Genomic DNA, 24,079 nt, shown 5'->3' with positions numbered 1-24,079 from the left:
AAAATAAATGAAAAAACTACTATCACTACTTGCACTAATCCTTACAGCATCCAGCTATGCCCAACAAGTAAGGCATATTGAAACAATTAATGAAGCGTGGTATTTTCACAAAGGAAGTTTAGAGACACCTTTTAATACAGATGAGACTGTTGTTTGGGAAAATGTTACCATTCCGCATTCATGGAATACCGAAGATATTTTAGATGACGAAGATGGTTATTATAGGGGAGAAGGATGGTATAAAAAAACGCTTACCATACCTCAAGTGTATGATAACCAACAAGTATTTTTACTATTTGAAGCAGCCAATCAAGTCACCTCTCTTTATATAAATGGTAAGCCTATTGGTGAAGACCATATTGGCGGGTATACTACCTTTGCGAGAGATATTACTTCAGCTATAAAGACAGGTAACAACGAAATTACTGTAAAAGTTAATAATGCCCATAACGACGAAATTGTGCCACAAGCAGCCGATTTTTCATTTTACGGGGGCATTTACAGAGATGTACATTTAATCATAACCAAACCTGTACATTTTGAAGTGGCCAATTTAGGTGCCAATGCCACTTTTGTGAGAACTCCCGAAGTTTCTGAAGCATCTGCAAAGGTTTCGGTGCAATCTAAATTAGTGCAACCTAAAAAAGGAAGTTATTATGTAAGGCAATCTTTATATGATGCTAATAATAACTTGGTAAAACAGGTAAAATCTAAATCCACTTTCGGGAAGGATGCCTACACTGAATTTGCAATAGCCAATCCAAATTTATGGTCGCCTGAAAGCCCGTATTTGTATAAACTCGTTTCAGAAATTGTAGATAGAAAAGGAGTTGTTTATGATAAAATTGAAAACCCAGTGGGCTTTAGATGGTTTAGTTTTGATGCTCATAAAGGCTTTTTTATCAATGGCAAACAAACCAAGTTAATTGGAACGTGTCGTCATCAAGATTTTTATGGTAAAGCCAATGCGGTGAGTGATGAAATTCACCGTAACGATATGAAGCTTTTAAAAGACATGGGTTCTAACTTTTTACGTATAGCCCACTATCCGCAAGATCCCGCCATTCTAGAAATGTGTAATAAGTTAGGGTTTGTAGCTACCTTAGAAATTCCGTTTGTAGATAAAGCGGCGGCTAATGAAGCAGGAAAACAAAACAGTATTAATATGCTAAAGGAAGCTATTCGTTTTAATTACAACAATCCCGCTATTGTAGCATGGAATTTAGGTAATGAAACCACTATGAAAGCCCCTGAAAGTTTAGGAGAAGACTATGTAAAACATTTTAAAAGTACCCACGAGGCCTTAGCAAAAACTATTAAGGAAGAGGACAAAACAAGATATTCCTATACCGTGTTTTTTAGAGAACCTGCCTACCAAGATAAATTAGGTATTAGAGTAACAGAAATAGTCGGTTACAACAAATATTACGGTTGGTATATTGAAGAATTAGAAGATATAGATAAAAACCTACGAGATTTGGTGAAACGCTCGTTGGAACTCGATCCAGACAAACCCTTTATTTTAAGTGAATATGGGGGTGGTGCAGACCCTAGATTAAGAACATACAATCCTACTCGTTTCGACTTTAGTGTAGAATATCAGTTTTTATTACACAAAGCTTATATGAAAGCCATTCTCAATATCCCAGAAATAGTTGGTGCCAATGTATGGAACTATGCCGATTTTCAGGTAGAACACAGAAAGGATGCGGTGCCTCATATCAATAATAAAGGTTTGGTGTCGGCAACAAGAGAGAAAAAAGACGCTTACTATTTGTACCAAGCGCTCTTAAAGAAAACACCCTTTTTGGCTATTGCATCCAAAGGATGGACTAATCGATCTGGTATTGAAGATAGCGATGGTGCCAATATTGCTACCCAACCAATAACTGTAGTAGGTAACACTGAAGAGGTAGAATTGTTTGCAAATGGTAAATCATTAGGGAAACAAGCCTTCGATTTTTCAACTGCAACATTCAACATACCATTTCAGCAGGGTCAAAATTTAATTGAAGTAGTTTCAGAAAAAGATGGAGTAACTTTAAAAGATGTCGCATTTATAGATTTTACACTTCAGCCTAAAAACCTAAAAAGTAAAACCAATCCATTTAAAGAAATAGCCATTAATGTGGGTTCTTACTGTTATTTCATCGAAACCGATAATGTAGATCATTTATGGATGCCTGACAAGCCTTATGAAAAAGGAAGTTTTGGTTATGTAGGGGGCGATTTTTTAAGATTCAAAAGCAGTCGAAGAAATAATATTGGTACCGACGTAAGTGTAAAAGGAACAGAAAATGACCCTATTTACCAAACGCAACGTATTGGCATAGAGGCTTACAAGTTTGATGTGCCCGATGGAACTTATGAATTGTCCTTATTGATGGCTGAATTAAAATCCAAAGGTGAGAATGTGATGACTATTTCGGTGAATGGAAAACAGATTTGGAATGCTATTAATTTAAAACAAACATACGGACCTGACCGCGGTGTTACCAAACGCTTTTTAATAACTGTCGAGGACAATAAGGGTATTAATGTTGAATTCAACGCTAAAAAAGGAGATACTCGATTGAGTGGTATTAAACTTAGAAAGGTGAATTATTAAGAAACTATAATTAATTTTACTTTCCACATGTTTATTATTTGAATAAAGAAATAAAAAATAAATTTATGAAAAAGATATTTTTTGCTAAATATGTAAGTATGCTGCTTTTTATGTTTGGATGTGTTTTGTTAACTTATGGACAAGTAAAGGAGAGTTCTTTATGGGGGCCTAACGGAGTTAATTGGGATCCAGCAGGGCGTCTTCCAGATTTTTCATATGCTGGGTATAAGTCATCAAATGTAAGTATACCAAATGTACCAGTAGTTGCTAACCTAAATTCAACAAGTGCGTTACCAGATGACAATATAGATGATACAAGTGCCTTACAAAGCTTAATTGATCAGCAAGCCACTCTACCACGAAATCAGCGAGGAGCCATATTTATTCCAAAGGGAAGGTGGGTAATTGATAATCAGTTAGAATTAAATGTTTCGGGAGTAGTACTGAGAGGTGAGGTTGATTCAAATGGTAAGCCACTAACTACATTCTACTTCCCAGATGGTACGGCCTCAACAACGTCTTTTCACATAAGAATGCGCGGGCAATTTGAAACCATTGATGTTGGAAACGTAAGTTCTAATGTTGAGCAAGGTGAAAATGTGTTTAACGTAACTGGTGGAAGTTCGTTAAATGTAGGAGATTTTATTCAACTAGAGCAACAAGACTCTGCAGATGATTCTTTCTCATCTTATATTCATGGAAATATAGATGCTATTGGCCCAAGCACCAAAGATCTTTTTATTTATCCTAAAATTTTCTATTGGTATGCATACGTTACCTCAGTAAATGGAAATACAATTACGTTCGACAGACCTTTACCAATAGAACTTAAAACAGAGTGGAACCCCTTCATTAGAAAAATGAATATGGATACGACTACCTCAGAAATGGGAGTTGAAAATATTTCCTTTGTATGTAATAATGATGTGGTTTTTGTTCATAATGATTATATGGGCTTTAGAATTATGGAGTTAAACGAAGTCATTAATTGCTGGGTAAAGAATGTTGAATTGGTGGATTTAGAATATGGTATCCGTATACACAGAAAAAGTGCACATAATACAGTAAGTGGCGTTTTAATAAGAGATGAACAAAGAAATGTTCCGCTACCCGCGGTAGAGCCCAAGAGTACATTTATTAACAGAATGAAACAAAGAGCAGGAGGAGGCCATCATCCTTTAGAGGTTTTTCAAGGATTTTATAATCTTTTTGAAGATTTTGAGTTTAAGGATATTCATTGGCACGAATTATCTGTTGAAGGTGTCGCTGCTTTTAATGTTTTTAGAAATGGAAAAGGTATTGCAATAGCCTTTGATAATCACAGAAATGCACCTTATGCTAATCTTTGGACAAACATAGATATTGGAAGACCAGAAAGATTATGGTTTAACAGTGGTTCTAATCAAATAGGTGTTCCTGGAAGGGAAAGAGGGCCTAATGCAGGATTTAGAACTACCTATTGGAATATTACTTATGAAAATGTAGTACCTGATATTGAAATTGAACCGGCGAGTACTGATGGTTTTGCTTTTCTAAACTACATAGGTGTTGAGGGAGCTCGTAAACAAAGCGCGCCTCTGGATAAGGTGAATAGCCAACTGGTTGAAGTTGCTGGTGTTGGCGAAAGTATAGCACAACCAGATTTATTCATCGCACAATTAAATAGAAGAAGTTCTCCTACAATAGCAAATAACTTTACAATAGAAACTTTAGGTGAAACATGTTTAGATAAAAAGAACGGAAGTATTACTATAAATGCATTAGTGGGTAGCGATTATGTAGTTACTGTAGATGGTCAAACTGTTAATTTTACAAATACAGCAACTATTGAGGGTTTAAGCCCTGGCGTATATGATTTTTGTATTTCTGTAGATGGAGATACTTTTAATCAATGTTATCAAGCAACTATAGAAAGTGGAGCTAGTTTAACAGGTAAAATCAATATAGATAAGAAAAAAGCTACTGTTAATATTACAAAAGGTACAGCGCCTTACACTGTTTTAAAGAATGGTGTTGCCGTTTTAGAAACTAATAATGCAAGCTTTGAAATAGATATTCAACATGGTGATGACCTACAAATAACAAGTAAGGCAGCGTGTCAAGGAAAACTTGAAAAGCAAATCAATTTATTAGAAAATCTTAAAGCTTATCCTAATCCGTCAAGTGGTGAATTTGAATTGTTTATACCTGCAAATCTTACATCAATTCATTTAGAGGTTTATAACACACAATCACAATTAATTCTATCTAAAATACATAAAGTTAATAACGGTGTGGTTCGCCTAGATATAAGTGACAAGCCAAACGGGATTTATTTTTTAAGAGTAAATTCTGAGGAACCAAGTTTTATAAAATTGGTAAAGAAATAAAAGGATTATGTAAAATATAAGGACGTGTCCAAATGCTTTTTAGTTACTTTGGTAAATAATGAAGGTGTTAAACTGTTTAAGTCAGAAAAGGCCAAACTCGATTAAGAGGTATGAAGTTATGGCGGGTGAATTAATATTTTACATCTTAAGAAATACTTAGGGTAACTTTAAGTAAGTTGCCTTTTTTGTTCAGGATAATAAAGGATATATTATTATTAGATATTGTATAACTTCGAGTTTAATTTTTAAAAAGTTTTTTTATGAGATTGTTAACTATTGTTTATAGTATTTTTTTAGTATTAATTTTTGGTTGTAATTCCAAGGAAGGTGAAGATGTTTCCTTAGTTGACACCTCTCCAACACTTCAAGAATTATCTAAAGGTTTTAAAGCGCCAGAAAGACAATACCACCCTGAAACTTGGTTTCACTTAATGGGTAATAACATAAGTAAAGAAGGCTTAACCTTAGATTTGGAAGCCATAAAATCCGCAGGTTTACAAGGCATTCATTTATTTAATAAGGCAGGTCGTCTTTATCCAAATGTAGAGCCCATTAAAATTTTATCTCCTGAATGGGAAGATATGATTCGTCATACAGCAGATGAATGCAAACGTTTAGGGTTAAAATTTACCATGCAAAATTGTCCTGGTTGGTCTATGACAGGTGGCCCTTGGGTGCCTGTTGAAGAAGCACAACGTGAAGTGGTAGAAACTACCTATCATATTTCAGGAGGGAAGAACTTCGATGAGGTTTTGGAAATCGATTCCTTGTACCATACTCCTGATTACGATTATAAGGATATTCAAGTACTCGCTTTTCCAACAGTTGAAGGTGATGATTTGGAACCCTTAAACCCTGCAAAAATTGAAACCAATAACACCGTAGTGCCTTGGGAGGCCATTTTCAACCCGAATTCTAAACTCATCGTTACTAGAACCACAACCCGCTTAAGCATGCCATTAGACGTATACAGGGCTAACGGTATTTCAAAAGTAAATAATCAAGATACTTGGGTGAAAACTAGTTTTGACACCCCTGTAACCTTAAGAACTATCACCTTTCCGCAGTCGCGACATATGATTATGGGTACCGAATACCCTGTTGTAGATGTTGTTGTTAAAGTTGAAGCATTAATTGATAATAAATTAACCAATATTACAACACTTAATTTACCTGATGCAAACTGGAATGACCGACGAAAATACCTAACTCTAACAATTCCTGAAACTACATCATCAGAATTTACTTTTACATTTGAAGGAACACATGCAATTGCTCCAGAGTTTATAAGATTAAGTGCAAAACCAAGATTACATAATCATGAAGCAAAAGCAGCTAAAGTGTTACGTCGTTTAGAAAAGGATGTAGAGATTGATTATGCTGAAAACACAATTATTGATGGGGCATATATAGTCAATCTCACCGATAAATTATCTGCTGATGGGAGACTTATCTGGGATGTTCCGGAAGGTAAGTGGACCATCGTGCGTTTTGGGCATATAAACATGCGCTTAACCAATAAACCTGCAGTGCCAGAGGCAACTGGTTGGGAGTCGAGTAAACTCGATAAAATTACCATAGAAAACCATTTGCGTAAGGGAATGATTGGGAATCTAATAAAAGATGGTGGCCCCATAGGCGATGGGAAATTGCAAGGTTTGTTAATTGATAGTTGGGAAAGTCATGTGCCTACGTGGACGATGAATTCTGAGGACATGTTTACGGAGTTTGAAACCCGAAGAGGCTATAGTATGAAAACCTATTTACCTGCTACTATGGGTTATATTGTAGATGATAAAGAGACGACTACCAAGTTTTTAAGGGATTTACGCCACACAATGGATGAGATATTCATCGATAATTTCTTTAAACATTTTGCCACTGTTGCTCATGATATGGGAGCTGAAGTGTATACCGAAGGGGCTGGAGGCGAAGTATTACCTGTAGACCCTATGCGTTATTATGGGGTTAGTGATATTCCAATGACTGAGTTTTGGTACCCAAAAGCACCATCTGATCAAAACGAATATGCAAAACCTATTTTTAATGCAGCATCTGCGACACATTTGTATAATAAACCAAAATTAGCAGCAGAAGCGTGTACACAAGTGGGGGTAAAATGGAACGAACATCCCTTTTTAGTAAAATATTTAATCGATTATAATTTTGCCAAAGGTGTTAATCATTTGGTGTTTCATACGTTTTCACACACCCCACAAACTGATGTTGCTCCAGGTTCTAGTTTTGGAGGTAATATTGGTTTTCCTTTGGTTAGAGAGCAAACATGGTGGCAATATATGCCAAATTGGATTGATTATTTAAGTAGAAACCAGTATGTATTACAGCAAGGAGAGTATGTAGCTGACGTGCTTTGGTACTACGGCGATCATTATGAGCGCCCTCCTTTCGATTTAGATACATTTCCAAAAGGCTATAGATTTGATTATTTAAATTCTGAAATTCTTCAAGAAAAGTTAAGTGTTCAAAATGGAAAAATTCATGTGGAAAACGGAGGTGATTACAGAGTTATTAAGCTTAGAGACTCTGAAAAGATGTTGTTATCAACAGCCCAAAAACTTAAAGAGTTGGTCGAAAATGGTGCGGTTGTTTTAGGTAACAAGCCCAAAGATTCTCCTAGTTTGATGGATGATGAAAATGATGTAAAACAATTACTTGATATTGCCAATGAGTTATGGGATGATACCGAAAGTGGTGCAAAACAAGTTGCTAAAGGGCGCGTGTATTGGGGTAAAACTTTAGAAGAGGTTTTACAAGAAGAAGAAATTGCACAAGATGTAATTGTGCCAGAGTCTCTAAATATCAATTGGATACATCGTGAAACCCAAGATGCCGATATTTATTTTGTAGCTTCAAAAGAAAACCACCCCTTAGATGTGTCTTTAAGTTTCAGAGTGTCAGACAGAACACCTCAAATTTGGGATGCTTTTACAAGTGAAATACAAGAAGCGAATATTTGGCAAACAGAAAATAATAGAACAAATGTTGCATTGTCTTTAGCAGCAAGTGGGAGCGCCATTGTTGTTTTTTCAAAAAGTGATGCAAAACCTTTAGAAACAAAAATCACATTGGAAGATAAAACCATTTTAGATGCTAAAATAGGTTGGTATAAAATTCATAAAACAAATGATTATCCAAAAGTGTCTTGGAAAAATGGAGAGTTTATCCCTTCAATAGCAGGAGATTATATTTTTTATAACAAAGAAAAAACAATTACTAAAAGAACTGTTTCTTTAGAAGATATTCCATTGCAAAACAACTGGAAATTAGAGTTTGACGATGGCTGGGATACACCGCAAACAATCGAGGCTTCTGAGTTAAAATCTTTAACTGAGTTTGAAAACGATGCTATAAAACATTACTCAGGAACAACAACCTATTCAAAAGTTATACATATTGAAAGTGTAGGTAAAAATACTGTAATGGATTTGGGTGAAGTTGCCAATATTGCAGAACTCTGGTGCAATGGCAAAAAAGTAGGAGTAAAATGGGCACCACCATTCCAATTTGATGTTACTGATTATGTGTTAGAAGGAGACAATAGCTTAGAAATTAAAGTGACGAACACGTGGCGCAATCAATTGATTTATGATAATTCTAGACCAAAAGATCAAAAGAAAACTTGGACTACAGCGGGACCAAAACCTCATGAAACCGAATTGGAGTCTTCGGGTTTAATTGGGCCTGTTGTTTTAAAGGTAATTAATTAGTAATCATTAAAGTAGTCTGATAATTATTGAATTTTCACGCTTTACCGAATAGATAGTTTTTTTCGTCGTAATCTCAGCATTGTACAGTATAGTTGCAAACAGGGTTTAAAGCAATTTTGTGAGAAATAAAAATTGCTTTAAACTATAATTCAGTACAGCTATGAAAAAGAATACTTTTAAATCCATATTGCTATTTAGTTTTGCACTTTTTTCTGTTTGTTTAATAGCACAAACAGCACCTGATGAAGATACGAACCCAGACTTAAGTTGCCCAGCTTCTGGTGAATTTGAAAACAATAGTACCAGAAATGTAGACATAACAAACCCTGTCAATGTGGGTACTGTTGATGATAGAAGTTGTTATTCCGATTATTCAGAACGTGATGTCTATGGAAAAACTTGGGGCGTTTATAATATCACCGATGGGTCTAACCACTGGGATGCACCTAACACTTTACAACCAAGAATAGAGCGCTCATTACCAAGATCTCAGGAAACAGGTGTTGGAAGTTATGCAAGATTTACGGGGACATTTAGGATTTTGGAGGCTGGCTACACGGGTATTGAGAGTCAAGACGGTAGCTATATTGCTCAAGCTAAAGGAAAGCATACAGGCGGTGGTGGACCTCCAGATCCTGCAATTTGTCTATATCTAGCAAAACCTATTTTTGGCACAGGCGCCAACGCAGGCAAGCAGGTAGCCTTCAAAATATTTGCTGAGCGTATTTTAGAACGTGGTGGATCGGGAAGTGGTAGAGAAGTTGTGGAGCTAATTGAGGTAGACAAAGATGCCGAAATTACTTTTGAGCTAGAGGTTGGTTTCAGGGAAGACCCAAACGATGCCACTAAAAAAATTCATTATTGTGATGCGGTAATTGATGGTGTATCTTTTCCTTGGAACATCCCAGATCCGGAAAGAGGAACGGAATCAGGTATTAGGTATGGTGCCTATAGAGTTAAAGGAGGTCGTGCTCAAATAAGATGGGCAAATACAACATACCAGAAGATGGAGGTTGTAGATACTGGTGACCCAGTTCCGTCAGACGATATTTATAGGTTGCGAAATGTAGCAACCGGTAAATTTTTAACTGCCGTTGGGAATAGTGCCACTCCAGTAACCATGACCGATTCAGGTGAGCCCTTCAATACCCATTGGAAATTTGTAGAAAGTGGCGCTTATCACAATATTGACAGTCAAGATAAGGGTAATAATATTGATGTACTAAGGGCAGTAGGTACAGACCCTTTTCTTGTAGTAAGTACAGGTAAAGATGCTCCAACTACAGATACCGATAAATCTTGGACAATTCATTATGACGAATTGGAGGATACTTACAGATTTGAATCAAGGTTTAGTGGTAGAATTTTATATCATGAAGCTGATGGGGGCGTTTATCATAAATTAAATGTTTTAGAAACCGATGATAGAGGTAGTTGGGAGGCTATACCAACAAGCCAGTCATTGAGTATTTCTGATATAGATCTCAAGGTATCTTCAATGAAAATTTATCCAAACCCAACAACTGATAGTTTTACAATTGCATTTAAAAATATTTCTGGTGTAAAAAGAATAGAAGTGTTTAACATTCTTGGTAAAGTTGTTTATAAAAATTCAACAGGTGCAGAGAATATTGAAGTTAATAACAGAGGCAGGTTAAACACGGGTATTTACCTTGTAAGGGCTGTTACAGATGAAAACAATGTATTCCATCCCAAACTCGTAGTTAAATAAGACATTTAAACATTTACAGACTATTGATGAAGCCAGAACAAATTTGATTCTGGCTTTTTTTGATTTTTTGAACAGGACAAAACAGGATGGTTTATAACGGTTATATTTTTAAATTCAACCTGTTAATTTTTACTAAATGAAAAGACGAAACTTTATACAATTATCTACGATTGCCGGTGTTGGTTTATCATTACCAATGGCAGGATTGCTAAATGCATGTGAAAGCCATCCAGAACACTCTTTAGAATTCAAAAACTTGATTACAAGTTTGTTAAAAGATTGGAGTGATGGCATGTTAAAAGTACAAATTAACAATCCGTCAAATTTAGAGGTTCACGGTGCTTTAGGGTGTCCGTCATGTTCTCATATTCATGGGCGTTGTATGGATGCTGTGTATCCGTTTTTATTTATGGCGGATAAAACCGGTGATGATAAATATGTTGAAGGAGCTAAATTGGTTATGACTTGGGCTGAAAATAATGTCTCTCAAGAAAATGGCGCTTGGACAGTGATCAAAAATCCAAAATCGTGGAAAGGTATTACCGTTTTTGGAGCGATAGCTCTAGCTGAAGCATTGCATTATCATGGTCATGTTTTAGATGAAGAAACTCGAAAAGCATGGACAGTACGTCTAGAAAAAGCGGGTCAATATATATATGACGAATTTACCATAGATTTTACAAATATCAATTATCCGGGAACAGCGGTTTATGGGCTAAACTTAATTGGTAACGTTGTCAATAGAGATGATTTTAAAGCCAAGAGTAAAACATTAGCATCTCAAGTAAAAGCTTATTTTACACCCAATGAAGGTTTGTTATTTGGCGAGTGTAAAAAGAGCTCAAGCAAGTTAAGCGAAAAAGGATTACACGGTGTAGACTTAGGATACAATGTAGAAGAAACCCTCAACAGTTTAGTGATGTATGCGCTTAAGGAAAAAGATGATGAGTTATTACAAATCTTAACCAAATCTCTCAACAGCCATTTAGAATTTATGTTGCCTGATGGTGGTTGGGACAACAGTTGGGGTAACCGCATGTATAAGTGGAGTTATTGGGGCAGTAGAACCTGTGATGGTAGTCAACCTGCATTTGGAATGATGGCTCATATTAATCCTGCTTTTGGAACAGCAGCCGTAAAAAATACAGAATTATTACAACGTTGCACAGCAGATGGGTTAATTCATGGAGGTCCTGGTTTTATTGAAGCAGGAATTCCACCTTGTGTACACCATACATTTACACACGCCAAACCTTTAGCAGCCTTATTAGATCATTGGGACCATTTACCAGAAATAAATGTAAATGCAGCCTTACCTAGAGCAACTGCAGATGGCGTCAAACATTTTAAGGATTTGGATGTGTTTTTGTTCGCCAGGGGCGATTGGAGAGGAACGGTAAGTGCCTACGATGCAGAATATCATTATAAGGAAGATTTTAGGCAAGCTTCAGGTGGTGCTTTAGGAATATTATATCACAACAAAGTTGGCTTGATCTGTGCTGCTAGTATGGCTAAATATGAAATGGTTGAAAAAAACAACCAACAAGTACAACCAGAAAAGGATATCTGTTTAACGCCTCGTATAGAAACTTTTAAAAATGAGATTTGGTATACCAATTTATACGATTTACCAGCCACAGTTACTTCTAGTGATGAAAACGGAAGTATAGAGTTGATGGCGGATGTAAAACTAAAAAATGGTGGCAGACAAGAAGTTGAGGGGACTGCTTCTACATTCGATATTGCCTACAATTGTACTGCTGATAAAACAGAGATTAAGGTAAGTACAAAACAAGATATTAAAGAGCAAACTGCCTTTGTGTTGCCAATTGTTTCTCCTTCAAGTGAAGTTGTAACAAATGTTAGTGAAAATGAAATCACCATTCAAAAACCTGAAGGCTTAGTTACGATTAAAGCAAGCGCACCAATTAAAATGAAAGCTCTTGAAGGTAAAAGAACCTTTAATATGGTACCTGGGGTGGAGGCTTTACCATTTGAAATCTTTTTTGAGGATAACAAGGCGTTGGAAATAATAATTTCAGTAAGTTAAATTAGTGTGTGGAATTTCGAAACTGTCCAGGAGCCAAACCTGTTTTACGTTTAAATAAACGATTAAAATACACATCCGATTCAAAGCCGAGTTCAAAGGCAATTTCTTTTTGACTTTTGTTCGTGTTTAAAAGTAATTCTTTCGATTTTTCTATTTTCAGAAGAAGATGGTACTGCAATGGTGAGATACCCGTTTGCCTTTTAAAATCGATTCTAAATTTAGAATAACTTACACCTAATTCTTGAGCTATTTTCTTCAAATTTAAAGTTGAATCAAGGTGGTCATACATAGTCCTTTTGGCCTGTGCTACAAGCGAATTTAAACTTTCAACATTACTGCCACCACTTTTAATATTGTATAAATCTGCCATAAGCTGTAGGCAAATACCAGATGCTAAACGTTGAAAACCGTAAGGTTCTTCATCAAATAATTTAAAAAGCGAATTAAAATGTTGTAATATCGATGGTTTGTTACATTTTGATATCACTGGTTCGTTTGTATTAAAAAAACCATTAGATAGAAACTGAGATGCAATCTGTCCTGAAAAGCCTACCCATCGTTCTGTCCAACCCGTACTTTTTTTTGGTTTGTACCTATGCCAAATACCAGGAAATAATAAAAAAACATCACCATCAGATACGTTTACTTTTCCTGTAGCTTTACTCTCAAAAACGCCTTCGCCTTTGGTTATTAAAACAACGTGAAATTCATTTAAAACGCGCCCTTTATCCCAAGTAAATATATACTGGTCAGGATGATCCATAGAAGGGTATTCTGTGTTTTTTTCAATAACATTTCGTCCTAAATTATTAATATAAAAACCCCATAATATTTCTATATTACTGGTAATTAAATATTTTCTATATTTATTTTTCATATCATTTTGTGCAACTAATATATCAATTTGTTAATTGTGAATTTGTATAAATTAAAAGAAATTTACAAACAAGTTGTAATTAGAGTGAACTGAAATCTTACGGGAGAGGGCAGGATGGTAATCACCACGTTTTTCATTTTATTTATTACTTCCAAACTAAACTAAATATTAAACCACATGAAGCTAAAGCGAGCCAGTAACATTTTTTCAAATTCTTTGTTGATTTTAATGCTAATTTGTGGACTGCTATGTGTCTCTTGTGAGCAATCTCTTTTGAAAATTACTGAGTTAAAGTGCGAGTACCGTACAAATCCTTTGGGTATTGATAATACGACTCCAAGATTTAGTTGGAAATTAGTTGATGAAAGTCAAGAACAAGGGCAAGAACAAACGGCATATCAAATTTTAGTGGCTAACAGTCTAGGGGCTCTAAACAATAACGAGGGTGATGTTTGGGATTCTGGTAAAATGGCAACTAATGAATCTGTAAATGTTAAGTTTGAAGGGAATACTTTAGAATCTGGTAAGCAGTATTTTTGGAAGGTGAAAATTTGGGATGCTAATGGTTTAGTATCGAATTGGAGTGAAGTTGCGCATTTTTCCATGGGATTACTATTGCCAAATGATTGGAAAGGCGTATGGATTTATAAAAAAGACCAAAACAAAAAAGACCACAATTGGTACAGAAAGAATGTGTCTTTAGATAAAACACCAGAATTTGCATTCATTCATGTGGCTTCCTTTGGGTATCATGAATTGTATGTAAATGGGAAGAAAGTGGGTGATGAGGTGATGAATCCTGTGAACTCTTTCTTTAAAAAGCGCTTACCCTATCTCACTTATAACATTAAAGATTATTTAAAAGAAGGAGATAACGTCATCGGAATTTGGCATGCAGCAGGTTGGGCAAGATGGGGACGTGTAAAAGATTATTTCGACCCACCTTTTGTATTCAAAGCTCAAGCTAATATCAGTTTAGGTGAAGAAACTATAACCTTAGTTTCAGATAGCTCTTGGAAATGCAAAAAAAGCTACAGTTCTTACAACAGTTCTTGGGATATATTGGATTTTGGTGGTGAAATTATAGATGAACGTTTACGTGAAGACAATTGGAATGCTGCTGATTACGATGATAGTAATTGGGAAAATGCCGTTGTTTTTGATGAAGCCGAAATGCAAGATGTTGCTGTGGCCGATATTAATTTGGGACCAAAAGGCGCAGTAAGAGCACCGAGTACAGATGCTAATCCGCCGACAAGTAAAATCACAGCGACCTTAAGTGCACAAATGGTAGAACCTCAAGTGAAATTTAAGGAAGTGAAACCTATTGGTGTCACTAAAAATGAAGATGGCCATTATGTGATTGATATGGGCGAAAACTACACCGGTTATTTCGAAATAAACCTTTATAATGGTAAAGCGGGTGATACCGTTACTTTTGAAATTGCCGACCATAAAGAGGTGTCCACATCTTGGGAACAGCGCAGTAAATACATTTATGATGAAACCGGCACAGGCCATTTTACCAACCGATTCAATTTGGCAGGAGGTCGTTTTGTAACGGTTTATGGTATTAATTACAAACCTGAATTAAAAGATATAAAAGGTTATGTAATTACAAACGACCGCAAGCAAATTAGCCAGTTTGAAAGCTCAAGCGAGTTGTTAAATAAGATATACCAAGTAAATCTAAATACCTACATCGCTAATACGATAGATGGTATTTTGGTAGATTGCCCCCATCGCGAACGCAGAGGTTGGGGAGAAGTTACCGTGGCCGCTATGTACGGTGACGCTCTACCTAATTTTGAAAGTGGCTCCTACATGATGCAATATGCGCAATTTATGCAAGATGCTCAGGCCGATGATGGTAAAATGCGAGCCGTAATAAATGGCGACGATTTTGAGTTTTTAATGTGGATGGCAAACAGTCCAATAACCATTTGGGAAACTTACCGTATGTTGGGCGATAAGCAATTGCTAGAAAATCATTACCCAACATTAAAAAAGTGGATGCATTGGTTATATGAACATTCTAATTTTGATACCCAAGATGCCTTGAAAATAGGTGAACGCGGTACATTGGAATTCCCAGGATTGGGTGATTGGTGTACCCCGAGAGGTAATTTTTGGAGTTCTAGTAATTCACCAGAATCCGAGCATTTTAATAATTGTGTATATGCCTTTATGCTAGAGTCAGCATTAGAAATAGCCAAGGCTTTAGATAAAACGGAGGATGTAAAACTATTTTCAGACCGTTTACAAGTACAACGAAAGGCAACACATCAAAAGATATATGATGCGCAAACTGGGAAATATGGTGAAGGGCATCAGGTAAATCAGGCTTTTGCTTTACTTTCTGGCGTTACTCCCGAGTCAGAAAAACAAAAGGTTTACGATAATTTAGTGGACCAAGTTTTATATAAATTTCCGTATTACGATACGGGTAGTTCGGGGCAAGCCCTTTACACGCGTTATTTTATAGAGCATGGTGAGCGCATGGATTTAATTTATGAACTGCTAAAAGACAAACGTCATCCTAGTTACGGCTACTTCTTAGAACAAGGCAAAACCGTGTGGCCAGAACGCTGGTCTGCTATTGGTAACAGTCAAATTCACACCTGTTACACGGGTATTGGTGGTTATTTTATTAAAGGTTTTGCTGGTATCAGACCAGACTCAGAGCAACCAGGAATGCAACAATTTATCGTAAAACCAGCTCCTGTTTGTGATTTAAACTATGTAAATGCAAGTTACCAATCGCCTTATGGTGAGGTCGTTTCCAATTGGAAAATTGCTGATAAAACAGCAACGTTTCATATTGAAATTCCCGTTAATACTTCTGCTAAGATTTATATTCCAGCTAATGAAATGAACTCAGTTTTTGAAGGTGGAATGAGTATTGAAAAATCAGAGGGAATTAAACATATTGGTTCGGAGAACAGCGACGCGGTTGGTAATTATATTATTTTTGAAGTAGTATCGGGTGTTTATGATTTTGAAGTATCTGAATTACCAAAAGTAAGTTATCCAGAGCCTTTAAATATACCTAGTAATTTGGCATTAATAGGACGAATGAATGCGTCTTCAATGACTATCGATTCTGAAAAACTACCACTTTTTGAAGCGTTTAGAGCAAATGATCAAAAGTTAGAAACGCATTGGAAAGCTAGTTCTAAAACCAACGAATGGTTGGAAGTAGAATGGTTTAAACTCCAAACATTTAACAAAATTGTCATTCACGAAAAAGGTAATCATATTACAAATTATAAAATTCAATATTTTGAAAATGAAATCTGGGAAGATTTAGCAGTGGATACATCTTGCGGTTCAAATAAAATACATCAATTTCAAACCGTAACAGCTTCAAAATTTAGAATTCTAATAGAAGCTTCTGATGCTATTCCTGGAATTTCAGAATTAGAAATATATCATACAAACTAAAATAATTCAAAATTGATATAAATACTATGAGATTTATAAAGAAAAATTCAATTTTATTAATAGTCTTAGGAGCAATATACTTTTTTTTAAGTGGTTGTCAGCAATCAAACAAAAAAGATTCTGAGATTGCCTTAAGTGAAGATATATCTCCTTCAATACAGTGGGATAATGCAAAATGGATTGGTTATACTAAAGATAACCGTCCCGAAAAATGGGCAGCTAGAGATTTGGTTCGCAACCAACCACCCATGAATATTAATACTTGGGAGCCAACGGAAGAAGACTTGAAAGTAACCCGACGCAAAACCCATCCTTCCATGCTTTTGAGAAAATCGTTTTCAATATCAAAAGATATTGCATCGGCGCAAATAGCAGTCTGCGGTCTGGGATTGTATGAACTCTATTTAAACGGACAAAAAGTAGGTGACCACGTGCTGGACCCTGCGCAGACATCCTATGATAAACGTGCTTTTTATGTGCTTCACGACGTCACAGAACTTCTAAATGAAAACAATAGTCTTGGGGTAATATTAGGTAATGGTTTTTATGGGCAGAATATGGCATTTTCTCCGGGACTTTCATACGGGAAACCTCGAGCAATGTTGGTAGTTAATATAGTTTACAAAGATGGAACCAAGGAGCAGATAGTAACCGATGAAAGTTGGAAAGCAAATAACAGTCCAATCCTTTTTGATAATATCTATTTAGGTGAAACTTATGATGCACGTCAAGAACTAAGCGATTGGAGTAGCTTTAGTTTTGATGATACTTCATGGGAAACGGCAGAATTATTGGAAGCGCCCACAAATAATTTATTAGAGCAAGAATTGGAACCTATGCGGAAAATTAGACCAGTGCATCCTATTGCCCTATGGCCTGCAGAAAACGGTTGGATATTAGATATGGGTCAAAACATGACGGGTTGGTTAGCCATTTCTGTAAAAGAAAAAGAAGGTACTGTTGTAAAAATGCGTTTTGCCGAACACCTCATGCCCAATAAACAAAATATAGACCCAGCCTCTACGGGTATTCACGTTACGGGAAATACCCAAACCGATGTGTACATCTGTAAAGGCGATGGTGTTGAAACTTGGGAGCCGCGTTTTACCTATCATGCCTTTCGATATGTTCAAATTGAAGGGTTGAGTAAAGAACCAGATTTAAGTCAATTTACAGGTTGGTTGGTGCGCACAGATGCAGAAAGAATAGGGACCTTTAAATGTTCAGACCCACTCATAAATAAGTTTTATGAGGTGTCTATGTGGACTATCGAAGATAATATTCAAGGCTTGTTGAGTGATTGTCCGCACCGCGAACGTTGTGCGTGGATGGGTGATGCTTATGTGGTAGCTGAAGCCGCTAGTTTTAATTTTGATTTAAAACGTTTGTGGCAAAAAACATCTTCAGATATGGAAACAGTTTTAGGAGTTTCTAAAGCACATTTTAAAGACCCTTTTCCTTATGATGCACGCACGCCCTCCAATATTTCTGTTGGAAAACGACTTTGTTTACAAGCGCGACCAGATTGGGGAGCCGCCACTATTATGGTGCCATGGTTTTCGTATGTGTATTATGGTGATACCGCCATAATTGAAGGCGCTTGGGATATGATGGAAGGATGGATGGATTACCTAGATGAAAAGGTACAAGTAGATGGTATTATTAATGGTGGTTTTGGAGATTGGTGTCCTCCTGGAGGTAATCCAGAAATGGATACGCCACCCGCATTAACGTCAACGGCGTTGTATTATCAGTCTTTAGTAGCTATGGAAAAAATGGCATTGGTGCTCAATAAAAAGGAAGCTGCGAGTAATTATGCTGATAAAGCCAAATTGGTTAAGGAGGCTTTTAATCAGAATTTTTTTAATGCAAAAACGAAGTCCTATGGTTCCCAAACAGGTAATGCCTTTGCGTTGTATTCCGGTTTGGTTCCTGAAGGTTTAGAGGAGATGGTTGCTGATGATTTGGCAAACCTTATCATGAAAGCTAAAAAAGGGCATTACAGTACCGGTATTTTTGGGCACCGTCCTTTATACACGGTGCTGAATGATTACGGACATGAGGCGGTTACAAAGCACTTATGGAGTATTACCGATTATCCTAGTTTAGGTTTCATGACCGAAGAGCATGATTTAACGGTATGGCCAGAACATTTAGCAAATTGGGATAAAAAGAAACGCTATTACCGTAACTCGTTCAATCACCCCATGCAAAGTGGGTTTGCTGCGTCGTTTCATGAAAGTTTAGGAGGCATAAGACCTAATGAGGACTATCCTGGATTTAAAAAGTTCTATTTACAGCCAACATTCCTTGAAGGTCTAAATTGGGTAGAAGTAACCCATAAATCACCACAGGGTATTATAGAAAGTTCATGGAAAAAAGAGGGTGAAGAAACTATTTGGACGATTACAGTACCTGAGAACTCTGAAGGGATTGTTCAGCTACCGCATTATCAAAAACAAAAAATCACATTAAATAATACATCAGTGCATGCAAATGTATTTAATGTATCATCAGGTAAACACATCATACGAATATCAAATTCAAAGTAAAAAACAAAGTTTTAAAATGAAGCATCTAAGAAATTTTGGAACATATTTAATCATTGTATTGGTTATTAATCTGTTTAGCAGTTGTATTACTAAACCTTCCGAAGTAAAGGTTACGGAGCTGAAATGTGACTATAAATCGAACCCTTTAGGTATTGATAATACAAGCCCAAGATTTAGTTGGAAATTGGTTGGAGATACCATAACTAGAGGTCAAAAACAAACCGCATACCAAATATTGGTTGCAAGTAGTTTAGAAAATTTGGAAAGCAATAATGGCGATGTTTGGGATTCTGATAAAATTGAAACTAACCAATCGGTAAATGTCAACTATCAAGGAAAAACATTAGAATCGGCTAAACAGTATTTCTGGAAGGTGAAAATTTGGGATAAAGATGAATTAGTTTCAAACTGGAGTACACCAGCCAAATTTTCAATGGGCTTATTAAACCAATCTGATTGGAAAGGCGATTGGATTTTGAAGCCCGATCAAAAAAAGACAGACCATAACTGGTACAGAAAGAATTTTGAATTAAAAGAAAATCCGTCTTCGGCTTTCGTTTTTGTTGGCTCTTTTGGCTATCACGAATTATATGTAAATGGTGAAAAAATTACAGAAAATGTATTGAACCCAGTGTCTTCATACATGAAAAAACGGATTCCTTACCTCACTTATGATGTTGCTGATAAATTGAAGAAAGGTGATAATGTGATAGCCATTTGGCATGCCGCGGGTTGGTCTCGATGGCGCCGTATTAGAGAGTACCGAAATATTCCATTTGTGTTTAAAGCACAGGCAGAAATTGTTGTTGGCGATGAGCATATCACTTTGAAAACTGATACCTCTTGGAAAACCAAAAAAAGTCATTCCGAATATTATGGCGATTGGGATATTCTACGATTTGGTGGCGAAACTATTGACGATAGAAAAAGGGAAGACGATTGGTGTAATGCCGATTATGACGATAGCGATTGGATAAATGCCACAGTTTACAATCATGAAGAACTCAACAAAAACATTCCCAAAGGTAATAACATTAGTTTTGCTTTAAATAGTAATAAAGATAGAAGTTTGCGGTCTTTATACGAACCCATAAAAGCCAAATTAAGTGCGCAAATGGTGGAGCCTCAGGTAAAATTTGAAGAATTTAGGGCTAAGGCTATCCGAAATAATAGAGATGACACTTACCGTATAGACATGGGACGCAACTATACAGGCTTCTTCGAAATGAAGTTACAAAATGGAGTGGAAGGCGACTCGGTGCTTTTTGAAATAAGCGACCAAAAAGAAGTGGTGATGAATTGGAAACAAAAAAGTAAATACATTTTTGGGAAGTCAGGAAAAGGCACATTTACCAATCGTTTTAATGTAGCTGGAGGTCGTTATATAACCGTATATGGTTTAAAGTATGAACCAAGAGTGTATGATGTTAAAGGGTATGTGGTAACCAATGATAGAAAACAAATTAGTCAATTTAAATCTTCAGATTCTTTATTAAACAGAATTTACAAAGTAAATCTTGATACCTATTTGGCCAATACTATGGATGGTATTTTGGTTGATTGTCCGCATCGTGAGCGTCGCGGTTGGGGAGAAGTAACGGTTGCTGCTATGTACGGAGATGCATTACCTAATTTTGAAAGTGGCGCTTACATGGATCAGTACCTTCAATACACCAGAGATGCGCAACTTCTTGACGGACAAGTAAGAGCCGTATTAAATGAAGAAGACCGCCCATTTTTAATGTGGAAGGCTAACAGTCCATTAACCGTTTGGGAAACCTACCGCATGTTAGGTGATAAAAAGGTGCTGGAAGACAATTACGAATCCATGCAAAAATGGATGAATTGGTTATATGAGAATTCTAATTTTAGTCAAGGAGGGGCTCTAAAAATTGGTGAGCGCGGTAAACGAGAAATGCCTGGATTAGGCGATTGGTGTACGCCACGTGGTAATTTTTGGGATAGCAGTAATTCTCCGGGAGCAGCTCACTTCAATAATTGCCTATATGCTTATATGTTACAATGTGCTAAGGGTGTGGCTAAGGCTTTGAGTAAAACGGACGATGAAAAGGAATATGCGAAGCGATTAGAAGTGCAACAAAAAGCAACACATGCGTTGTCATATAATGCAGATTCTGGAAAGTATTTAGATGGTATTCAGGTGAATCAAGCATTTGCATTGTTAACAGGTGTGACTCCAGAAACAGAGAGAGAAAAAGTAACCTCCCAATTGGAAAACAATGTGTTATATGATTTTCCGTATTACGATACAGGGAGTTCTGGGCAGGCGCTTTACACGCGCTATTTTATTGAATCAGGCGAACGTATGGATTTAGTTTACGAGTTGTTAAAAGACAAACATCACCCAAGTTATGGCTACTTTTTAGAGCAGGGGCATACCACATGGCCAGAGCGTTGGTCTGCTGTTGGTAATAGTCAAATACACACCTGTTACACCGGTATTGGAGGCTATTTTATAAAAGGATTTGGCGGTATTCGTCCCAATCCGGAGCAACCGGGTATGCAGGAGATGTTGATTAAACCTGCAGTTGTAGGCGATTTAAAATTCGCCAATACCGAATACAAATCCATGTATGGCAATGTGGTCGTGAATTGGGAAACACAGGATAACAGAGCTTCGTTTTATATTGAAATTCCAGTAAACACTTCGGCTAAGGTGTATTTACCAGCAAATGATAAAAATGATATTTACGAAGCGGAACAATTAGCTGAAACATCTGAAGGTGTTGAATATATCGGTTCAGAAATAAATAAAGCGGTTGGCAATTACATCATATACAATGTATCGTCGGGTATTTATGATTTTAAAGTGAATGCCTTACCAAAAACAAAATTTCCAGACCCAATACATGCACCAAGCAATTTAGCATTAATTGGAAGAATGAATGCGTCATCCATGTTTATTGAAACAGAAAAATTACCAGGATTTGAAGCCTTCAAGGCTAATGATGACAATGAAGAAACTAGATGGCTCGCCAATGGTAACACGAATCAGTATTTAGAGGTAGAATGGGTAAAGCCTCAAACATTTAATAAAGTAGTTATTGATGAATACGGACAGAATATTTCAAAATATACCATTGAGTATTTTCAAAATGATGAATGGGTTATTTTGGCTAACGGCTCTAAATGTGGCGCAAATAAAGAGCACGTTTTTGATGCGGTAACTTCTAATAAGTGTAGGGTATTTATTGAAGAAGCAGATAAAGCCCCCTCAATTAAAGAAATTAAAATTTTTAAATAAATAATAGTAGATGAAAGTAGGATTATTTGGTATCGGTTTAGATACGTATTGGCCTCAGTTTGAAGGTTTATTAGAACGATTAGAAGGCTATCAGCAGCAAATAGCCGATAAAATGGAAGGTTTTGGTGCCGAAGTTGTAAATGTAGGTTTGGTAGATTCGCCTGTGGTAGCCCGTGAGAAAGCACAAGTTTTAAAAACCGAAGATGTGGATATATTATTTTTATATGTATCTACTTATGCTTTGTCATCTACAATATTACCTGTGGTGCAAAAAGTGAAATGCCCTGTAATAATTTTAAATATCCAACCTGTAGCGGCCATAGATTATGAAAGATTCAATAAACTGGGTGATAGAGGTAAAATGACAGGGGAATGGTTGGCACATTGTCAAGCCTGTTCGGTACCTGAATTTGCTAATGTACTCAATCGTTCAGGAATTGATTATGAGTTTGTAACCGGTTATTTAGATGAACAAGCCGTTTGGGATGATATCCAAGACTGGATTGATGCCGCTAAAGTTGCTGCTGTAATGCGTAGTAACAGACTTGGCGTTTTAGGTCATTATTATTGCGGTATGTTGGATGTATATTCAGATTTAACCAAACAAGCCTCGGCATTTGGCACACACATCGAAATTGTTGAAATGTGTGAAGTTAAAAAATACCGTGATGCAGTCACAGAGCAAGAAATAGAATCGAAAATCACTGAATTTAGAAACGCCTTCGACGTAATTGATGCCTGCGAACAACCCGAGTTGGTAAGAGCCGCAAAAACTTCCATAGCTTTAGATAAATTGGTTGAAAACCACAATTTAGGGTCTATGGCGTATTATTATGAAGGCGAAACAGCTAACGAATATGAAAATATTGTGACCTCTGTTATTGCAGGAAATACCTTATTAACGGGTAAAAATATACCAGTAGCAGGCGAGTACGAAGTGAAAAATGCCCAAGCTATGAAGATTATGGATGCTTTTGGTGTTGGTGGGTCGTTCTCTGAGTTTTACGCTATGGATTTCAATGATGATATCGTGATGCTTGGTCATGACGGTCCAGCGCATTTTGCCATTGCAGAAGGTAGAGTGCAGCTAGTGCCGCTACCTGTGTATCATGGTAAACCAGGAAAAGGGTTGTCTATTCAAATGACGGTGCAACATGGTCCAGTTACCTTGCTTTCTGTGGTTGAAGGTAAAGACGATGTGTTTTTATTAGTTGCAGAAGGCGAATCGGTTGAAGGACCAGTGCTTCATATTGGTAATACTAACAGCCGTTATCGTTTTTCTATTGGTGCACGTGCTTTTATGAACGAATGGTCTAAGCAAGGACCATCACATCATTGTGCAATTGGAGTAGGGCATATTGCTAATAAAATTGAGAAATTAGGGAGTTTATTGAACTTAAGAGTAGTTAGGATTTGTTAGAATTTTAAAAATAGTCTCGGTTTTAGGTTAAAAA

General features: G+C 36.5%; 10 protein-coding genes. 9 read left to right on the top strand and 1 reads right to left on the bottom strand.

All coding sequences use genetic code 11. From position 1 onward, the window contains the following. The first annotated feature begins 7 nt into the window (after window positions 1-7). The 5 genes from E1J38_RS01620 (at window position 8) to E1J38_RS01600 (ending at window position 12,487) form a co-directional block, all read left to right on the top strand. Entirely contained in the window at window positions 8-2,608 is a 2,601-nt protein-coding gene (locus E1J38_RS01620) for a glycoside hydrolase family 2 TIM barrel-domain containing protein (protein WP_133354540.1), read from the top strand. A 65-nt stretch (window positions 2,609-2,673) separates the two neighbouring features. Then, a complete protein-coding gene (locus E1J38_RS01615) occupies window positions 2,674-4,977 on the top strand; it encodes a T9SS type A sorting domain-containing protein (protein WP_133354542.1) in 2,304 nt (767 codons plus the stop codon). Between the two features lie 260 nt (window positions 4,978-5,237). After that, complete coding sequence (locus tag E1J38_RS01610; protein ID WP_133354544.1) at window positions 5,238-8,705, top strand: glycosyl hydrolase; 3,468 nt, start codon at window positions 5,238-5,240, stop codon at window positions 8,703-8,705. A 160-nt stretch (window positions 8,706-8,865) separates the two neighbouring features. Beyond that, the gene (locus E1J38_RS01605) at window positions 8,866-10,437 is read left to right on the top strand and encodes a T9SS type A sorting domain-containing protein (protein ID WP_133354546.1); all 1,572 of its coding nucleotides are present in this window, start codon (window positions 8,866-8,868) and stop codon (window positions 10,435-10,437) included. A gap of 136 nt (window positions 10,438-10,573) precedes the next feature. Next, a complete protein-coding gene (locus E1J38_RS01600) occupies window positions 10,574-12,487 on the top strand; it encodes an ulvan lysase-like protein (protein ID WP_133354548.1) in 1,914 nt (637 codons plus the stop codon). 1 nt (window position 12,488) lies between these two features. On the opposite strand, the gene E1J38_RS01595 is transcribed toward E1J38_RS01600, so the two are convergent. Then, on the bottom strand, window positions 12,489-13,364 hold the full coding sequence (locus tag E1J38_RS01595; RefSeq protein WP_133354550.1) for an AraC family transcriptional regulator: 876 nt from the start codon (window positions 13,362-13,364) through the stop codon (window positions 12,489-12,491). A gap of 177 nt (window positions 13,365-13,541) precedes the next feature. On the opposite strand from E1J38_RS01595, the gene E1J38_RS01590 reads away from it, so the two are divergent. The 4 genes from E1J38_RS01590 to E1J38_RS01575 are packed head-to-tail and all read left to right on the top strand — an operon-like array spanning window position 13,542 to window position 24,045. Further along, on the top strand, window positions 13,542-16,808 hold the full coding sequence (locus tag E1J38_RS01590; protein ID WP_133354552.1) for a family 78 glycoside hydrolase catalytic domain: 3,267 nt from the start codon (window positions 13,542-13,544) through the stop codon (window positions 16,806-16,808). A 26-nt stretch (window positions 16,809-16,834) separates the two neighbouring features. Further along, on the top strand, window positions 16,835-19,360 hold the full coding sequence (locus E1J38_RS01585) for a family 78 glycoside hydrolase catalytic domain (RefSeq protein ID WP_133354554.1): 2,526 nt from the start codon (window positions 16,835-16,837) through the stop codon (window positions 19,358-19,360). A 16-nt stretch (window positions 19,361-19,376) separates the two neighbouring features. After that, on the top strand, window positions 19,377-22,625 hold the full coding sequence (locus E1J38_RS01580) for a family 78 glycoside hydrolase catalytic domain (protein ID WP_186525796.1): 3,249 nt from the start codon (window positions 19,377-19,379) through the stop codon (window positions 22,623-22,625). Between the two features lie 10 nt (window positions 22,626-22,635). Next, entirely contained in the window at window positions 22,636-24,045 is a 1,410-nt protein-coding gene (locus E1J38_RS01575) for an L-fucose/L-arabinose isomerase family protein (protein WP_133354558.1), read from the top strand. The last annotated feature ends 34 nt before the right edge of the window (window positions 24,046-24,079 follow it).

The sequence above is a fragment of the Seonamhaeicola sediminis genome, assembly GCF_004358095.2.
Lineage (GTDB): Bacteria > Bacteroidota > Bacteroidia > Flavobacteriales > Flavobacteriaceae > Seonamhaeicola > Seonamhaeicola sediminis.
The sequence above is the reverse complement of the archived record's forward strand: the minus strand, read 5'-3'. Positions and strand labels throughout refer to the sequence as shown.